The organism is Saccharopolyspora sp. NPDC049357, from assembly GCF_040677225.1.
GTDB lineage: Bacteria > Actinomycetota > Actinomycetes > Mycobacteriales > Pseudonocardiaceae > Saccharopolyspora.
The window spans coordinates 160,928-177,439 of the sequence record NZ_JBFAQJ010000010.1 but is presented as its reverse complement, the minus strand read 5'-3'; the positions used below and the strand labels follow the sequence as shown (position 1 = coordinate 177,439).

The window sequence follows — 16,512 nt, the reverse complement described above, 5'->3', positions numbered from 1 at the left end:
CGATGACGAAAATCCTGGTCCGCGTGGCGGAGATCATTCAAGAAACGGAAGACATCTGTGCCATTCGGCTGGTTCGCGAGGACGGAGAGCCGTTCGGCCCGTACCAGGCCGGTGCGCACATCGACGTCACAGGACCGACCGGACTGCTGCGCCAGTACTCGCTGTGCAGCCCACCCAGCGATCCGTCATCCCTGCTCATCGCGGTCAAACATGAGCCGAACTCACGAGGTGGCTCCGCAGCGTTGCACAGAGTGGCGGTGGGTGACCGCCTCAAGATCGGCGAGCCCCGAAACTTGCTGACACTGGACGGAACCGCGGACAGGCATGTCCTCGTCGCCGGTGGTATCGGCGTGACACCGCTGCTGAGCATGGCCTACGAGCTCCACCGCCAGGCGGCCGATTTCGAACTTCACTACGTTGCCCGCTCCCGCGACAAAGCAGCGTTCACCGATCTGCTCGAGAACCGGGTGGAATTCCGCGACAGGGTGCACCTGCACTTCGGGCTTCCCCGGACCGAACTGCCCGCCGTGCTCGCCGACGTGGCGCCAGTGCTCACCCCCGCTAGCCACGTCTACACCTGCGGGCCGCAAGGCTTCATGGACCAGGTCACCTCGGTCTTCGCTCAGGTCGTCGGTGAGCAGCACGTGCATGTGGAGCACTTCGCGGCCACCGAGGTCGACACGAGCCAGGACAAGCCTTTCACGGTCGAGCTCGACACTGGGGAGGTATTCGAGATCCCGGCAGGCGAATCGATCCTCTCTGTGCTGACGGAGAACGGCATCGAGGTCTTCAAGTCGTGCGAAGAGGGCATCTGCGGCTCCTGCGTCTCCGGAGTCGTCGCGGGCACCCCGGACCATCGGGACAACTGCCTCTCCACAGCTGAAAAGGCAGCCGACGACCAGATCGCGCTATGCGTCTCTCGCGCGCTCAGCGGCAAACTGGTGATCGAACTGTACTGAGCCGCCTGCCACCAGCCTCGTCGCTGCCTGCGGTCGCCGCGTGCCGCCAGCTCATGTTGGTAGGGATGCTGCCACGGTGCGGCGGCATCGAAGATTTCCCAACAGTCGATGGTCAGCTCCGGTAGCGCCTCCATGCCTTCGGCGGTGAGGAAGTCCCGGTACTTCAAGCCTGGGCAGGCGACCTGTATTCCGGATAACGTCGTGATCACGTGTCGGGCGGTCTGTCATTGTCGCATCGATTTACGGTGAGATCGCGGGTCCTGTGTGTCGGGTGTGCTCGAAGGCGTGCCCGACCACCGCGACAGCTGCCTGTCCGCTGCGGCCGTTTGCGTGTCCCCGGCGGTCAGTGCGCGACTGAAGATCGAACTTCACTGAGCCGTCGCCCCACCGGTTTCGCACTAGAATGCGTGGGAAGGTCCAGGTGGGAAGGGAAGCGATGGCAGGGGTTGCTTACGGTACGGGACGGCAGGCGTTGCTCGAAGCTGCAGTGCGGGTGGTCGCCGGGCAGGGCCTGCGCGGACTGACGTACCGTTCGGTGGCTGCCGAGGCCGGCGTGACACACGGTTCCGTCCGGTATCACTTCGGGGACTGGGCCACTCTCCTCGACGCGGCGCTCACGTATTGCGTCCAGCGCAGCGTCGAAGGCGCGGAACTCAGCTCGCCGGGGGAGGACTTCAACACGTTCGCCAGCGGCTTGGTTTCGCTGGTCGCCACTGACCCCGACGCACAGGCTTTCCAGTACGAGCTCACGATCGAATCGCGACGCCGGCCCGAACTCCGCCCCGTCATGGAGCGCGCGAACGATCTCTACCGCGCCGCGGTTCGCCGCGAACTCGCCCGCCACGGTCTCGATGACCCGGATCTCGCGGAGTTCGTCTTCGTCGCCATAGACGGTCTCGTATTCCACCAGACGGCTTTCGGGAACACAGATCGCACCGAGCGAGCTACCGCGGCGCTGCGCGCCCTGCTCAAAACCTATGCGGTGGATCGCGTCGACTGACGAGGTCCGAACTCTCGGGCGTGCAGCCAAGGGCGTATGTGAGTCGTGCTCGCTTTTGCGTCTCGGCCCAGGTGTTCTTCCCGTTGATGCTCGCGGCGCGTTCTGGCCTCGAGCATCAACGGCGTTGTGCTCGTTCCACAACCTCGGCGAAGGTATGCGGAGCGGAGGGGGTAGGTGCCTGAGACGATCACATGGCCGGGGTTCATGCGCGGGGCGGCGCTCTTGCTGACGCCCGAAGCGCTCGGTTCGGCCATCAGCGCAGCTCGTTTCGTCAGAGACTCAGGTGCCTTCGGGCGCGAGCACGATGTCGAACCGCACCCGCGACCACGGTCCGTCGATCACCCGCCCGGTGGGAGCCGGTGTCCCGGGTTGCTGGCGCTGAAAATCCTTGACCAGGGATTCCTTAACCCCGAAAACGGTGTCGACGTCGAGCAGGGTGTCCCCGCGCACGAATATGTGAGTGATCAACGTACGGCTGCCGGGGTGGCTCACCATGAAGTGCAAGTGCGAGGCACGCATGGGGGAGCGACCGACGGTTTCGAGTAGGTGGCCGACGGGGCCGTCGTGCGGAATGGGATATGGGGTGGGAGTGACGGCCCAGAAGCGGTAGCCACCCTCCTCGTCGGTGTGCAGATGGGCCCGTCCGGCGGTGCGGTTGTCGTCGTACTGCACGTCGTAGCGGCCGTCGCCGTCGGCTTCCCACACCTCGATCCGCGCCCCGGGCAGCGGGATGCCGTCGGTGCTGGTGACGGTGCCTTCCACCCAGCACGGTTCGCCTGATGCAGGTCCGGCGATGTCGCCGCCGAGGGGGACTTCGGGCGAGCCGTCGACGAAGAACGGTCCGAAGACCGTCGCTTCGGTGGCGTCGCCGTGAGCCTGATTGTTGACCGTGATCGTCTGCATCGAAGCGCCGAGCACGTCGGAGAGCAGGATGAACTCCTGGCGCTTGTCATCGCTGATGTGACCGCACCGGGTGAGAAAGTCGATCGCCGCAGCCCATTCCGGTTCGGTGAGCCGGACGTCGCGAATGTAGGCGTGCAGGTGCTCGACTAGCTTGACCATGAGTTCCTTCAGCCGAGGGTTTTCGCAGGAGTCGAACGAGCGCGTCACGCGTTCGAGCAGGTCCTGCTCCCTGGCCTGCTGCCGCGGGTCTGTGCCCGGCGCGGTGGCCCGGCTGGTCGAGGTGGTCATCGCGGAGGTTCTCCTTCCCAAGCCGCGCGCAGAAGCGCGTTGAGGTTCGCCGAGGTCAGTTGCCGCGGGTTCCCAGACGGGGCCGCGGCGAGAACGGCGGCAGCCGCGGGCTCGATCCCGGACTCGGGCATTCCGTGATCGCGCAGAGCGGTCGGGGCCTCCAGCGCGGTGTACAGGGACGCCAGCCCGGCAGCGGCCGAGGGGGCGTCGAAGGCCGCCGCGATACGCCGCGCAGCCTCGGGGGCGGCCGGGGCGTTGAACGCCAGCACGTGCGGTAGCACAACCGCGTGGGTCTGCGCGTGAGGCAGGTCGAACATGCCGCCGAGGACGTGGCAAATCTTGTGGTGCAACCCGGAACCCGCTGAAGCGAACGCGACGGCGGACAGGTAGGCGCCCTGCAGCGCCTGTTCCCGTCCGCCCAGGTCGGTCGGGTCAGCCACGATCCGAGGCAGACCGGAGTTGAGCGCACGAGCGCCTTCACCGGCGAGCGTGGCGTTGATCGGATCTGCACGTGGCGCCCACATCGCGTCGATGCAGTGAGCCAGCGCGTTGAGCCCTGACGCGACCGACATCCCCACGGGGAGGGTGAGGGTGAGTGCCGCGTCGTAGACCACGGTGCGTGGCAGCACTCGGCGATCGGTGCCGGTGGACTTGGCCGAGTTCTCGGTCAGCCCCCACACATCGGTGGCCTCGGAACCGGCGTAGGTGGTGGGAACGGCGATGATCGGCACGCCGGTGGCCAGCGCGATCGCCTTGGCCAACCCGGTCGTCGACCCGCCTCCGATGGAGATGAGTACGTCAGCGTGGTGGGCGCGTGCGACGGAGCGTGCGCGGGCGGCGACGTCGGCGGGCACGTGCATGATCACTTCGTCGTGCCAGACGGCGACCGGCAGCCCTTCGGTGACTCGAACGGCGAGTTCCTTCTCGTTGTCGGCGGCTATCACCATTGGCCGCTCGAAGCCGGCCTCGCTGATCTCAGCGGACAGTTGCCCCGCGGCGTCGCCAGTGGCGAACCGGACCCGCTGGGGCAAGGTGTCGTGCAGGAACCGCATCCACGCCCCGCTTTCCCTTTCGAATAAGGAATCGAATGTTCGGCTGACCAATTGTTGAGACTAGCGCCGAGGTTGGCGATGTCAAATGAGAAACGTTCCGATCGGCCGTAAGGGATTTCCTTAGTTTCGGTTAGCGGTTCATGATTCCGGCAGGGCGTGACGGGTTAGCTTGGCGGGGTGTAATCAGACGCTGGGGCTTGAATCAAGAAACTATCCACTTGACAAGTTCCGTCGGTGGGAGGACGCTGAGCAGCATCGTCCTGCGGTGTCCATGTGCGGCATTGCTTCCGAAAGGCCCGTGAAGCGAACTGGCGGAGGCGTTCAATGGCGAAGGCTTCAATTTCCCAAATCGGCACGAATGATCCGCGAACCGCACTGAAACGGGACGCGTTCGGAATCCCTGGCATCCTGTTCTTCGTGTTGTCGGCGCAGGCGCCGCTGACCAGCATCGTCGGTGCCGCCGCGCTAGCCGTGGCATTAGGCAACGGTTCCGGCGCGCCCGGCGCCTATCTGGTAGTTGGCGTGGTGATCGTCCTGTTCGCCGTCGGCTTCACCACGGTCACCCGTCATCTCGACGCCCGCGGCGGATTCTTCGCCGTCATCCGTGCGGGATTGGGGTTCGGGATCGGGGCGGCTGGCTCGCTGCTGGCGCTACTGTCGTACAACGCGATCCAGTTCGCACTCTACGGCCTGTTCGGTGCGAGCGTCTCGGGACTGCTGTCCCATCAGTTCGGAGTGGAAACACCGTGGTGGGTGTGGGTCGTCGCAGCCGTCGCCATGGTGTGCTTCCTCGGCTCACGCAAGATCGAGCTTGGAGCCCAGGTGCTGGCCGTGCTGGTCGGCTTTGAACTGCTGCTGCTGATCGTCTTCGCTGTCGCGGTGCTGTTCAGCAAAGGAGTCTCGGCCCTGGACGTACCGGCGAGCTTCGGTCCCGGCGCCGTACTGGCGGGAGCGCCCGGCGTCGCGATCATGTTCGCGATCGCCTCGATGTTCGGTTTCGAGTCGACTGCGATCTACTCGTCCGAGGCCAAGAACCCGCGCAAGACCGTTCCCCGCGCGACCTACATCGCCGTCATCGTCGTCGCGGTGTTCCTGTCGTTCGTGACGTGGATGCTGGTCTGCTTCTACGGTGCCGGCCAGGTGCGGGAGGCCGCTGGCGCGGCACTGGCAGGTGACCCCGCGGGCTTCGCGCTCGGTCCGCTCGACAGCGTGCTGGGTTCGTGGTCCAGCACCGCCGCGGAGTACCTGCTGTGCACGTCGCTGTTCGCGGGGTTGTTGTCGTTCCACAACATGATCACACGTTATTTCCACGCCATGGCAGGCAAAGGACTGTTCCCGCCGGTGCTCGAGCGCACCAACCGGCATCAGGCGCCCTCAATGGCGTCGCTGAGTCAGTCGCTGCTCGCGGCCGTGGTCATGGTGCCGTTCGCGATCCTGGGCATGAACCCGGTTGGCACCCTGTTCAGCTGGTTCAGCGGCCTGGGCGTCGCCGCCCTGATCGTGCTCTACACGGTCACTTCGATCGCGGTGATCGTCTATTTCCGGCGGAACCGGGTGGAACCGAACCTCTGGACCACTCTCGTCGCGCCCGCACTGGCAAGCCTGCTGATGCTCGGCATCCTCGTTCAAGTGGTGCGCAACTTCGGCGTGCTCACCGGTGGCAGCGCCGTGACGGTGGGCTTGCTGCTCGTACTCGTCCCGCTGACATTTCTGGCCGGCTGGGCCAATTCCCGTCGTGTTTCGGCCCGCGACGAGATCGCAGCCGTGACCGTCGAGGCCACCGAACCCGCCCGACCGCACAACTCGTGAGGAGAGCACGTGCTCGACGCGACGACTCAGCACACCAATTTGTTCCTCGCAGGTGCCTGGAGGCCCGGCAGGGCCGGCACCTTCACAGCGGTCAACCCCAGCACTGGCGAGCCTCTGGCCGAGATTGCCTCCGCTGGTGAGCATGACGTCGACGACGCCGTCACTGCCGCCACTGCGGCCCTGCGCGGCCACTGGGCTGACGTGGCTCCATCGCGGAGAGGTGTCCTGCTCGCACGGCTGGCCGATCTCGTCGAACGCGACTCGCAGATACTGGCCACTCTCGAATCCCTCGAAATGGGAGCACCTTTCGGACTGGCCAGTGGCCTGTTCCTGCCGAGCCTGGCCGCGTCGCTGCGTTACTACTCCGGATGGGCGGACAAGATCAACGGTGAGGTCATCACCACCGACGGCTACTTCGGTGCCCCCACCCACGCCTACACCCGCCGCGAACCCCTCGGTGTGATCGCGGCGATCGTGCCGTGGAACTCGCCGCTGATGATCCTGGGCTGGAAGCTCGCCCCCGCGCTGGCCGCCGGCAACGTCGTGATCGTCAAACCCGCCGAGGACGCGTCACTGGCGATCCTGCACCTCGCGAGCTTGATCGAGGAGGCGGGATTCCCCGCCGGGACCGTCCAGGTACTGCCCGGTTTCGGGGCGGTCACGGGAGAAGCGCTTGCGATTCATCCTGGTGTCCACAAGGTGAGCTTCACCGGTTCGACCGAGGTCGGCAGGCGGATCCTGCGCAACTCCGCGCTCAACTTCACCCGCACAACCCTGGAACTCGGCGGTAAATCACCGCAGATCGTCTTCGCCGACGCCAACCTCGACACCGCGATCCAAGGTCTGGCGACCGGGATGTTCACCAACCAAGGTCAGGTTTGTGCGGCAGGTTCTCGGATTTTGGTGCAGCGCGGGCTTTACGACGCTGTCCTCGACGGACTTAAGGCTGCTGCGGAAACACAGGTTCTCGGCGATCCGTTCGATGAAGCCACCACCATGGGGCCGCTGATCAACCGTTCCCAGCGCGACAAGGTCACCGGCTATGTGGAAAAAGGCAGGTCCGAGGGCGCCCGCTTGGTCGCCGGCGGATCCGAAGTCGACGGTCCGGGCTTCTTCGTAGCACCGACGGTGTTCGCCGGGACCAACGACCTGACCATCGCCCGAGAGGAGATCTTCGGCCCGGTCGGCACGGTCATCCCGTTCGATATCGACGCCGAGGCGATCGCCATGGCCAACGACACCGACTACGGACTCGCCGCGACCGTGTGGACCGGCGACCTCGGCCGCGCACACGCCGTGTCCGCAGCGTTGCACGCTGGCGCAATCGGGGTCAACGGCTGGTCGCCCCTGGCCCCGCAACTGCCCTGGGGCGGAGTCAAGGCCAGCGGTATCGGCCGCGAACTCGGTTACGAGGGGATCCTCGCAAACACCGAGACCAAGACCGTCACCGTCGTGCTGTGAGTCGTGTACTTCCTCGTGATGCTCGCACTGACTCTGAACGTGATGGCCGTGGGGACCCGACCAAAAACGGCCGAGATCTGAGTATTGCCAACGCCTTCGGACATGTACGTCGTACCGAAGTCCAAAATCGGCACCGATATTGAGAGGAAAGAGATTTCGATGACTTCAGACAAGACCATCGCAGATCTGACCCGCCGGGTCCGCATTCTCGAGGCCGAAGCCGAGATCCGCCGGATCCAGGCGCGTTACATGTTCTTGTGTGACACCCCATGCCCGGAGTTCGGGGTCCGGGACGACGAACACCGCATTGAACTGATCATGGAGCTCTACGCCGACGACGCGGTCTGGGAAGGTGTGGGCGAGTACTACGACAACCAGTTCGGTCGCGCCGAGGGCGCCGACGCCATCCGCGCGCACTTCCAGTCGTTCTGGGGCGAAAAGCAGGATCCCGCGTTGTTGCTCAACGCCCACTACCTCACCTCGGAGCAGATCCGGGTCGACGGCGACGAGGCTACGGGCCAGTGGATCCACATGCAGCCCTGGCTGTTCTCCAACGGCAAGTCGCTGCTGCGCTCGAGCAGGCTCAACAACGCCTTTCGCAAGGACGGCGAGACCTGGAAGATCACGCGTACTCGCACCGAAAATGTCTTCGTCGCGCCCCTCTCCACCGGCTGGGCCAGCGACTACCCGTCCGCCTCGGTTCTGATGAAGCCGTAGGCACGCCAAGGCGCTTATGCGGAAAAGGGTGAGTGCGGTGGACTCGGACGAGCCGGTGAAACCGGATCCTGTGGTGCATGTCGTCGACGACGACGCCGATATGCGGAAATCGCTGCTGTTCCTGCTCAACAGCATCGGTTTGCAGGCACTGACCTATCCCGACGCGGATACCTTCCTCTCCGAGTTCGACCCTGCTGAGGAGGCCGTGGTCATCGTCGACGTCCGGATGCCAGGCATCAGCGGACTCCAGTTGCAGGAGCGGCTGCTGGAGATGGACTACCCCGCACCGGTGGTTTTCTGCTCCGCGCACGGCGACATCCCGATGTCGGTCCGCGCGGTCACCCGCGGCGCGGTCGACTTCCTGGAAAAGCCTTACCAGCCACAACGAATGGTGGAAGTGGTCCAGACACAGGTGCGCGAAGCTCGCCGACGCTTCGCCGAACACGATCAACGTATAGCGGTGCGCGAACGGCTGCGGATGCTGACCCAGCGGGAACGCGAAGTGCTGCGACTGGTGATCGAAGGAGTTTCCAGCCAACTCATCGCCCGCCAACTGGGCACCAGCGTCAAGACCGTCGACGTCCACCGTGCCCGGATCAAAGCCAAGACCGAAGCGGACAGCCTCGGTGCTCTGGTGCGCGACGTCCTGCTGCACCGAGTCAGCGTCTGACCGGCCGCTGCCAGAGCCCGAAACGGAAGGAACACGCCATGCCCCTGACCGGCACCGGAACACCAGTCGAACCCGGTGATTACGTGAACGCGACCAAGCGGTTCTGGCACCCCATGGGACCCTCGACATCCGATCCGAAGAGCGAAACGCTGATCATCATCTCCGGCGACGGGAACCACGTGACCGACACCGAGGGAAACCTGTTGCTCGACGGTGTCGGCGGACTCTGGAACGTCAACGTCGGCCACAACCGTGTCGAGGTCAAAGCCGCCATCCACGCCCAACTTGACCAGTTGGCCTATTATCAGATGTTCGACGGGGTCGCCCATCCCCGCGTCTACGACCTCGCCGACCGGATCACCGGGATGTTCGCCAAGGAGGACATGCACCGCGTCCTGTTCGGCACCAACGGGTCCGACGCGATCGAGACCGCGCTCAAACTCGCCCGGCAGTACTGGATCGCCGCGGAGCAGCCCGCACGAACCCGCTTCCTGTCACTGCGCAACGGCTACCACGGCTTGCACATCGGCGGGACCTCGATCGGTGGTAACGCCGTCTACCACTACAACCACGGCCCGCTGCTGCCTGGCGCGCACCTGCTGGATGCGCCCTGGCTGTACCGCAACCCTTGGGACAGTCGCGATCCGGTCGAACTCACGAATCACCTGATCCGACAACTCGAGGAGCAGATCGAGTTCCTCGGGCCGCAGACGATTGCCGCGTTCGTGGCCGAACCCGTTCAGGGAGCGGGAGGCGTCATCGTCCCGCCCGACGACTACTGGCGCCGCGTCCGCGAGGTCCTCGACCGCCACGACATCTTGCTCGTCGCTGATGAAGTGGTCACCGGGTTCGGCCGCACCGGCAACATACTCGGATCCCGAGGCTGGGGCGTCGCGCCCGACATCCTCTGCTTCGCCAAGGGGATCACCGCTGGCTACATCCCACTCGCCGCAACCGTGTTCAACGGCCGCGTATCGAAGACGATCGAGAATGGCCCCGGATTCTCAAACGTCATCATGCACGGCTACACCTACAGCGGGCATCCCACCGCCTGTGCCGCTGCCCTAGCCGTCCTCGACATCGTCGAAGCAGAAGACCTCCCCGGTAACGCAGCCCGCGTCGGGGAAGTGCTCCTCGAATCGATGCGAGACCTCGAACGACACGACGTGGTAGGAGAGACACGAGGCAAGGGGCTCATGGCCGCCGTCGACCTCGTCGCCGACAAGCGGACCCACGAACCCATCGATCCCGCCACCGGCCTCGCCCAACGCATCGCTGCGCAGGCACGCCGCGAAGGTGTTGTGGTGCGCCCGGCCGGAACGAAGATCATTATCTCGCCACCGCTGACCCTCACCGGTGACGAAGCTCGCACGATCGTCCGCGCACTCGACGCCGCCCTCACCGCGGTTGCCTGACCTAGCTAAGGAAAACGCATGACGATCAAGGCCGACGTCGTCCATCGCAATGCCCGCATCCATACCCTCGTTCCCGCCCAGCCACGGGCTTCGGTCCTGCTTGTCGCCGACGGCAGGATCGCCGCGATCGGCGACGAGCAGTTGCTCGAACAGGTCCAAGGCGCCCCCGAGGTCGTCGATCACGGGGGCGCGGTCCTCATGCCCGGCTTGGTCGACGTCCACAACCATCACATGATCGCCGGCCGGGCCGACCTCTTCGAGCTCCAACTCGACCCCACCGCCGATCTCCCCGCGCTCCTCCACGCGATCCGGGACTGGTCGGCCGAGCTCGCACCCGACGCGTGGGTCGTTGGCGGTGGCTGGGGCATCGGAATGATCCCGGAGCTGTCCCACCCGAAGGTGCTCGGCGCCCTCGACGCGGCCGCCGGAGGGCGTCCCGTACTACTCCGTGACGACAGCTGCCACAATCGCTGGGTCAGCTCGGCCGCACTCGCGTTCGCCGGCATCGACGCCGAGTTCCCCGACCCCACCGACGGCACCGTTGTCCGCGACCCCTATACCGCTGCCCCGGTCGGCTTGCTCTTCGAGGCAGCCGTCGCTCCCGTCGAACACGCCTACCTCGCGTCGGCCCCCCCGACCGTGGAGCAAGATGCCGCCGCATGTCGGCGGGGCGTCGAGATCCTGCACACGTTCGGGATCACCGCTTTCCAGGACGCTGCCGCCTCCCTGCCTATGTTGAAAGCACTCAAGCACCTCGACGGGACCGGCCAGCTCGACGCCTGGGTGGTGACCTCACTTCAGATCAACGACAACATCTTCGGCACCCAACCGATCGGGCAAGAACTGATCGACCAGCGTGAGGCTTACCGCAGCCCCCACCACAGGCCCGACTTCGTCAAGATCTTCCTCGACGGCGTCCCACCCGCAAGGACTGCGTCCTTCCTCGAGCCCTATCTTCCCGATGACGTTCACGGCGCCGAATGGCAAGGCAAAACAGCGATGAGCCAGTCGGAACTCACCGAATGGCTCCTGCGCGTCGCTGGACAGGGGCTCTCCGCGAAGATCCACAGCACCGGCGACCGAGCGGTACGCATGAGCCTCGACGCCATCGCTGCTGTCCGTGCGGCCGGGCACACCGCGAACCGGTTCCAGATCGCGCACGGCAACTTCATCGCGGACGACGACCAGCACCGCCTCGTTGAGCTCGACGTCATCGCCGACATCTCGCCGCCACTGTGGTACCCGGGGGATATCGTCCAAGCTCTCCGCTGCTGTCTCCCTCGTGATCGCGTCGAACGACTCCATCCCAACCGGAATCTCCTCGACGCCGGCGTCCTCGTCGCAGGCGGTTCGGACTGGCCGGTCGTGCCCGCGCCCAATCCCTGGCATGGCATACAGGGCTTGGTGACCCGTGCCGACCCAACCGGGGCCTTCCCGGGACAGTTGTGGCCGGAACAGGCGATCTCGCTCTACGAGGCTGTGTACGCCTACACCCTCGGCGCCGCGCGGGCGATGAGCACCGACGACGTCACAGGTTCACTCGAAACAGGAAAGTTCGCGGACTTCGTCGTACTCGACCGCGACCCGTTCGCCGTCCCCATCGACCAAGTGGCTGGCACCACTGTGGAGCAGACCTGGTTCGCCGGCCGCAAGGTCTACGAACTCATTCGTGCCGAGTGATCATTCGAACTCCCTGCGACATGGGAAGTTCCCCACTTGCGGTGTCCCGACAACAATCCGAACAGGACTCGACAGATGGCCACCAGTAACGTAGCTTCTGGCAAGCGTTCCAGCATGGGGCGCGTCGCTTTCGCCAGCGGTGTCGGTACCGCACTCGAATTCTACGACTTCGCGATCTACGGCACGGCCACCGCACTCGTATTCACCAATACGTTCTTCCAGACCGACGACGCTTGGTTCAGCACATTCATGGGCCTGGCCACGTTTGGCATCGGTTTTCTCATGGGCCCGATCGGTGCGGTGCTCTTCGGCTGGATCGGCGACCGATACGGTCGGCGGCGCGCACTGATGCTCACCTTCATGGGAATGGGAGCGGCCACGGTGTTGATGGGCTTGCTTCCGACATACGCGCAGATCGGCCTTGCGGCTCCGATCCTGCTCGTCATACTGCGGCTTGTGCACGGACTCACCGGCGGAGGCGAGATCGGGGGTGCCGCGGTGTTGGCGATCGAGCACGCCCCCACCGAAAAACGCGCGCGGTACGGTGTGTTCGCGGCACTTGGCGCCCCAGTCGGGACGATCCTGGCGAATCTCGCGTTCGCGTTGGTGCTGCTGGCACCTGCTGAGAGCGTCCAGAGCTGGGTCTGGCGGCTGCCCTTCCTGTTCGGTGGGATCGTGTTGCTGATCGGTCTCTGGCTACGAAGAGGTGTGGCAGAGAGCCCCGTGTTCCGGGAGATGATGCGCGAGAAGAAGAGTGTCCTTCAGAAGCAGGCGCCGCTGTCGCAGGTGTTCCGTTCCAACTGGCGACGGGTACTTCTGGCGGCCGGAGTCAGCATCGGGATCAACTCCATCGCGTTCGTCCTGTCCATCTACATGCTTTCCTACGCCACCGCTCCCGCACCGGAGGGGCTAGGGCTGCCTCGCCAACCGATCGTCGTGGGGAGCATCGTCGCCCTGCTGTTGCACGCCGTGGCTAACGTCGTCTCCGCGTTCCTGTCCGACCGTGTCGGTCGCCGCCCGGTGATGATCGGTGGTGCGGTCGCCTCGATTGGCGGCGCGCTGTTCATCTTCCACCTTGCGGCCCATGGCACGGTGGCTTCAGTGAATGCGGCGCTGGCGATCGGATTCGTCGCGACCGGCCTGCTGTTCGGCCCGTTGTACACCTATTTCACCGAACTCTTCCCACCGGAGCAGCGCCAGACCGGGCTCGGTATCGCGTTTCAGGCCGGTGCGGTACTCGGCGGGGGAGTCGCGCCGGTGATCGCCAACCGGATCGTCGCCATCACCGGGGATGCCTCGCATATCGGTTACTATCTCGCCGGGCTTCTGCTCGTCTCGCTGGTGTGCCTGATAGTTCTGCCAGAAACGGCGCCCGCACGAACGCGCGCGAGATCGCTCGACTCTCCGTCGCCGGTTACCTCGGTCGACTAACGGTCGATACCGCAGATGTTTGTGATCCGGCGCGGAACGGTCCACTTTGAAGCACCGAACACTCAGGGTGCCCGGGTGGGTAACCAGCGAAGCTGCCGCAGTGAGGATCGCACCGAGACTCCCATTTCCAGCGCCCAACTCGGCCCAGCGGCACGGAGTTCCGCTGGATCGTGGGTAGCGTTGAAGTCGTTGACCACGATCCGGCCGCTGTCGAGTGGGCTCGTGTTCTACGGGATGCAGGGCAGTCACCTCTCGCAGAGCACCTGATCGCACGTCTGGGAGAAGGCCCGGCGCGCTGGGCTGGGGGAGGACGAGTTCAGATCGCCTCTGGCCAAACGGCCGTACGTCCTGCGACACGCCGCGGTCTCGACGTGGCTCGCTGTCGGCGTGGCGCCGACGCAGGTCGCCGAGTGGGCGGGGCACAGCGTGGCCGCCCTGTTGCAGATCTACGCCAAGGTGCTCGTCGGCCAAGAGGACATCGCCCGTAAGAGGATCCAGGAGCTGGTGAGCAGTGACTGAGTGAAGCGCGTGGCCACAGATACCCGCAGGCGTCCAGATTCAGTCGGGTACAACCGCAGAACGAAACACCGGGTCCGAGTCCTGTTATTGCAGTTCAGGGCCCGGTTTTCGTGGTCAAGCGAAGTGCCCCCGGTGCGATTCGAACGCACACTAGACGGATTTTGAGTCGGCAAGGGCCTCAGGCTTGGGCAAACAGCACGAATCGTGGACGAAGATGGCGCTTCGTAGGCGCCCTTGGCTGCAGTTCACACCCTTCGCACCCAAGCTCAGAACACTGGTTATGGGAAGGTTGCTTGCCGCGGCTGCGCGTGCCCATGTCGTGCGCGGATGCAGATCGAGTTCTATGGCGCATCGTCGGCTCCCGAGAGAGCCCCACCGATCAGTCAAGCTCAAGCCGTTGGCGTTCTGCCTGCACGATCCGCTGATCAATCGGGATCGTGGTGTCGTGCAGCAGGTTCTCGTTGACCGTGGTGACGTCGGTGGCCGCCGTGTTGCTGTCCTTGGTGGTGCTTTCGCGGGCGTAGGCGTCGAACAGGCGGGTCTTGCCTTCGAGCACTTCCTGGAGTCGCTGGTCGATGGTGTCTTTGGCCATCAGACGGTGGACGTGGACCTTGCGGGTCTGACCCATGCGGTGGCAGCGTGCAATGGCCTGGGACTCGGTGCTCGGCTTGAGCTGGGGCTCTGCGATGATAACCACCGATGCCGCCTGGATGTTCATCCCGACCCCGCCGGCGTTGATCTGGCAAGGGAGGACCGCTGGCCCATCGTGCGAGCTGAACTTGTTGACGAGTTCTTGTTTGGCTTCGGGTGAGAGCTTGCCGGTCAGCGGTGGCATCGAACTCGGGCCCACGACCTTGCGCACGGATTCGAGGACGTCGAGAAAGTACGAGAACACCACGACCTTCCAGCCGTTGGCGGCCGACTCCTCGACGATGTCGCGCAGCCGGTCGAGCTTCGCTGAGTCGTTGACGGTGCCTGGCGCGTAGGCGGCTCGCCGCATTGCCATGAAACTGCCGTCGACGACCGCTTTCCGGTACGTGCGCCCGTCGGCGTCGCCGAGTTCAACCCAGTCGTCGAGTTCGAGCTTCTCGGGCAGTTCGGTGAGCACGTCCTCCTGGTTGCGACGCAGATACACCGGTGCCACGGTCCGCCGGAACGCCTCGGGAGCTATGAGCGCATCTTGCCCTCGGATCTTCCGCGCGACATCCGGCTGCAGGTAGGAGACCAGCTGCTTGAACTCCTCTACTCGGTTCTCCATGGGAGTGCCGGAGAGGAAAAGCGCGTGCTCGGCTTGCCGAACGTGAGCGGCAACGACCTGAGAACGCTTGGCGCCCGGGTTCTTCACGTAGTGCGCCTCGTCGACGACGATCACGCCCAGCCGCACTTGGTGAAACTCGGGTAGCCGCCGCAGGGTGTCATAGGTGGTCACCGCGACGCCGCCTTCGCGCATCCACCGTCGTGCCTGCTCATCGCGGTCCCGCCCGTGCAGGATGTGGACGTCGAGGCGGCTGTGCTTGCCGGCCTCGGAAGACCAGTTGACCAGCACACTCGCCGGGCAGACGACCAGGTGGTGCCGCCGGCCGGTCGCGGTGAGGTGTGCCAGCACAGCGAGGGCCTCGATCGTCTTCCCGAGCCCCATCTCATCGCCGAGGATCGCGAAGCGACGCGCCAGCGCGAACTTGGCGCCGAACTCCTGGTAGCCGCGCAGGGAGACGCGGAGGAGGCTCGTGTCGAGTGCCGTCGCGGAGATCTCGCGCTGGATCTCGCCAGGCATCGTCTCCCGCGTGGAGTCCGTGGATCGCTCGCCGGTGACGCGGCCGAGGAGGGTGTTGTAGCTGGCCGCGCGTTGCCGGTAATCGCTCCACAGGGACTTCGGGTCGGTTTGGGTGGCCTCCCCGAACCGCCGGGCTGCCGCGAATGTCCGTTCCGCGAGCGGCCCGCGGAGCACGTTCGCGAGCTCGTCCAACGCCTGCCGTGCCTCGGACTTCTTCCTCGGCGTCGAGAAGAGCATCCGCACGCGGCTGCCCGTGCGTCGCGCCTGCTTGTGCAGCCCACCGACATGGCCGGTCAGAGGGTGGACGCCCTGGCCCAGTTCTTTGACCTCGCGCTCGGCGACCTCCAGGGCATGCAGTGTGCTGAGCAGCTGTTTCTGGGCTTCATCCGGACGGTCTGCGTCGAACCGGAAGACCGCCTTCTTCCGAGCCGAGCCGGCCAGCGCGTCAGCCGCATGGCGGATCTGCTGCGCTGTCTTCGGCCCGATACCAGGGTGGCGCTGCAGCTCCTCGAGCGACGCGAAAGCGACGTCGCCGACGCTCCGTCTCCCCGCCTTCTCGAGGCCGCCGAGCCGGAGCTGCCCCGAGCTCACCTCGCGCAACCTCTCGAGAGGCATCTGCCCCAGAAGCCGCCGGACCTCCTGCTCCTGCAACCAGCGATACTGCTCATGAGCCCGCTGCAAAAGACTCTGGGGTGCCGTGAGAACAGACCCCGCAGCATCCAGGAACGACTTGGCATGCGAGAGCACGGACCTGGCAGCCGAGAAGCCACCCGAAGCCGGCAGAGATCCCCCAGATTCCGGAGCCATTCCTCTCCTCACGTCGCCGAGCATTAT

At 65.2% G+C, this 16,512-nt stretch carries 13 protein-coding genes; 10 read left to right on the top strand and 3 right to left on the bottom strand.

Translation table 11 applies throughout. The features are described from left to right. The first annotated feature begins 2 nt into the window (after nucleotides 1-2). Nucleotides 3-959 (top strand): PDR/VanB family oxidoreductase, encoded by a 957-nt coding sequence (locus tag AB0J91_RS11570; protein ID WP_363866874.1) that lies wholly within the window; start codon nucleotides 3-5, stop codon nucleotides 957-959. A 436-nt stretch (nucleotides 960-1,395) separates the two neighbouring features. Next, nucleotides 1,396-1,959, top strand: coding sequence for a TetR family transcriptional regulator (locus AB0J91_RS11565; protein WP_363866871.1), 564 nt, complete (start codon nucleotides 1,396-1,398; stop codon nucleotides 1,957-1,959). Between the two features lie 279 nt (nucleotides 1,960-2,238). Here AB0J91_RS11565 and AB0J91_RS11560 read toward each other — a convergent pair whose 3' ends face one another. Together AB0J91_RS11560 and AB0J91_RS11555 are read right to left on the bottom strand one after the other, a co-directional pair. Next, nucleotides 2,239-3,150, bottom strand: coding sequence for an intradiol ring-cleavage dioxygenase (locus AB0J91_RS11560; protein WP_363866868.1), 912 nt, complete (start codon nucleotides 3,148-3,150; stop codon nucleotides 2,239-2,241). After that, nucleotides 3,147-4,202 carry a maleylacetate reductase gene (locus tag AB0J91_RS11555; protein WP_363866865.1) on the bottom strand — a complete coding sequence of 352 codons (1,056 nt, stop codon included), beginning with the start codon at nucleotides 4,200-4,202 and terminating at the stop codon, nucleotides 3,147-3,149. The genes AB0J91_RS11560 and AB0J91_RS11555 overlap by 4 nt, the downstream gene beginning before the upstream one ends. A 324-nt stretch (nucleotides 4,203-4,526) precedes the next feature. Between AB0J91_RS11555 and AB0J91_RS11550 the strand changes: the two genes are divergently transcribed. From AB0J91_RS11550 to AB0J91_RS11515, 8 genes are all read left to right on the top strand, one after another. Continuing rightward, the gene (locus AB0J91_RS11550) at nucleotides 4,527-6,011 is read left to right on the top strand and encodes an APC family permease (protein ID WP_363866862.1); all 1,485 of its coding nucleotides are present in this window, start codon (nucleotides 4,527-4,529) and stop codon (nucleotides 6,009-6,011) included. A 9-nt stretch (nucleotides 6,012-6,020) separates the two neighbouring features. Beyond that, nucleotides 6,021-7,472: an aldehyde dehydrogenase family protein gene (locus AB0J91_RS11545; RefSeq protein WP_363866859.1), complete on the top strand. Its 1,452-nt coding sequence runs from the start codon at nucleotides 6,021-6,023 to the stop codon at nucleotides 7,470-7,472. 159 nt (nucleotides 7,473-7,631) lie between these two features. Next, a complete protein-coding gene (locus tag AB0J91_RS11540; RefSeq protein ID WP_363866940.1) occupies nucleotides 7,632-8,189 on the top strand; it encodes a nuclear transport factor 2 family protein in 558 nt (185 codons plus the stop codon). Nucleotides 8,190-8,226: 37 nt separating this feature from the next. After that, nucleotides 8,227-8,859: a response regulator gene (locus AB0J91_RS11535; RefSeq protein ID WP_363866856.1), complete on the top strand. Its 633-nt coding sequence runs from the start codon at nucleotides 8,227-8,229 to the stop codon at nucleotides 8,857-8,859. A 38-nt stretch (nucleotides 8,860-8,897) separates the two neighbouring features. Next, a complete protein-coding gene (locus AB0J91_RS11530) occupies nucleotides 8,898-10,274 on the top strand; it encodes an aminotransferase class III-fold pyridoxal phosphate-dependent enzyme (protein WP_363866853.1) in 1,377 nt (458 codons plus the stop codon). A gap of 18 nt (nucleotides 10,275-10,292) precedes the next feature. Next, complete coding sequence (locus AB0J91_RS11525) at nucleotides 10,293-11,954, top strand: amidohydrolase (protein WP_363866850.1); 1,662 nt, start codon at nucleotides 10,293-10,295, stop codon at nucleotides 11,952-11,954. A 75-nt stretch (nucleotides 11,955-12,029) separates the two neighbouring features. Next, on the top strand, nucleotides 12,030-13,385 hold the full coding sequence (locus AB0J91_RS11520; RefSeq protein WP_363866847.1) for an MFS transporter: 1,356 nt from the start codon (nucleotides 12,030-12,032) through the stop codon (nucleotides 13,383-13,385). Nucleotides 13,386-13,772: 387 nt separating this feature from the next. Continuing rightward, nucleotides 13,773-13,904 carry a hypothetical protein gene (locus AB0J91_RS11515; protein WP_363866845.1) on the top strand — a complete coding sequence of 44 codons (132 nt, stop codon included), beginning with the start codon at nucleotides 13,773-13,775 and terminating at the stop codon, nucleotides 13,902-13,904. 379 nt (nucleotides 13,905-14,283) lie between these two features. On the opposite strand, the gene AB0J91_RS11510 is transcribed toward AB0J91_RS11515, so the two are convergent. After that, on the bottom strand, nucleotides 14,284-16,329 hold the full coding sequence (locus tag AB0J91_RS11510) for an SNF2-related protein (protein ID WP_363866842.1): 2,046 nt from the start codon (nucleotides 16,327-16,329) through the stop codon (nucleotides 14,284-14,286). Nucleotides 16,330-16,512 lie beyond the last annotated feature (183 nt).

What these genes read in the sequence shown, in the direction of transcription:
- AB0J91_RS11565 (WP_363866871.1), top strand. Translation starts at nt 1,396, where the DNA reads ATGGCAGGGGTTGCTTACGGTACGGGACGGCAGGCGTTGCTCGAAGCT.
- AB0J91_RS11555 (WP_363866865.1), bottom strand. Translation starts at nt 4,202, where the DNA reads ATGCGGTTCCTGCACGACACCTTGCCCCAGCGGGTCCGGTTCGCCACT.
- AB0J91_RS11560 (WP_363866868.1), bottom strand. Translation starts at nt 3,150, where the DNA reads ATGACCACCTCGACCAGCCGGGCCACCGCGCCGGGCACAGACCCGCGG.
- AB0J91_RS11530 (WP_363866853.1), top strand. Translation starts at nt 8,898, where the DNA reads ATGCCCCTGACCGGCACCGGAACACCAGTCGAACCCGGTGATTACGTG.
- AB0J91_RS11550 (WP_363866862.1), top strand. Translation starts at nt 4,527, where the DNA reads ATGGCGAAGGCTTCAATTTCCCAAATCGGCACGAATGATCCGCGAACC.
- AB0J91_RS11540 (WP_363866940.1), top strand. Translation starts at nt 7,632, where the DNA reads ATGACTTCAGACAAGACCATCGCAGATCTGACCCGCCGGGTCCGCATT.
- AB0J91_RS11520 (WP_363866847.1), top strand. Translation starts at nt 12,030, where the DNA reads ATGGCCACCAGTAACGTAGCTTCTGGCAAGCGTTCCAGCATGGGGCGC.
- AB0J91_RS11570 (WP_363866874.1), top strand. Translation starts at nt 3, where the DNA reads ATGACGAAAATCCTGGTCCGCGTGGCGGAGATCATTCAAGAAACGGAA.
- AB0J91_RS11525 (WP_363866850.1), top strand. Translation starts at nt 10,293, where the DNA reads ATGACGATCAAGGCCGACGTCGTCCATCGCAATGCCCGCATCCATACC.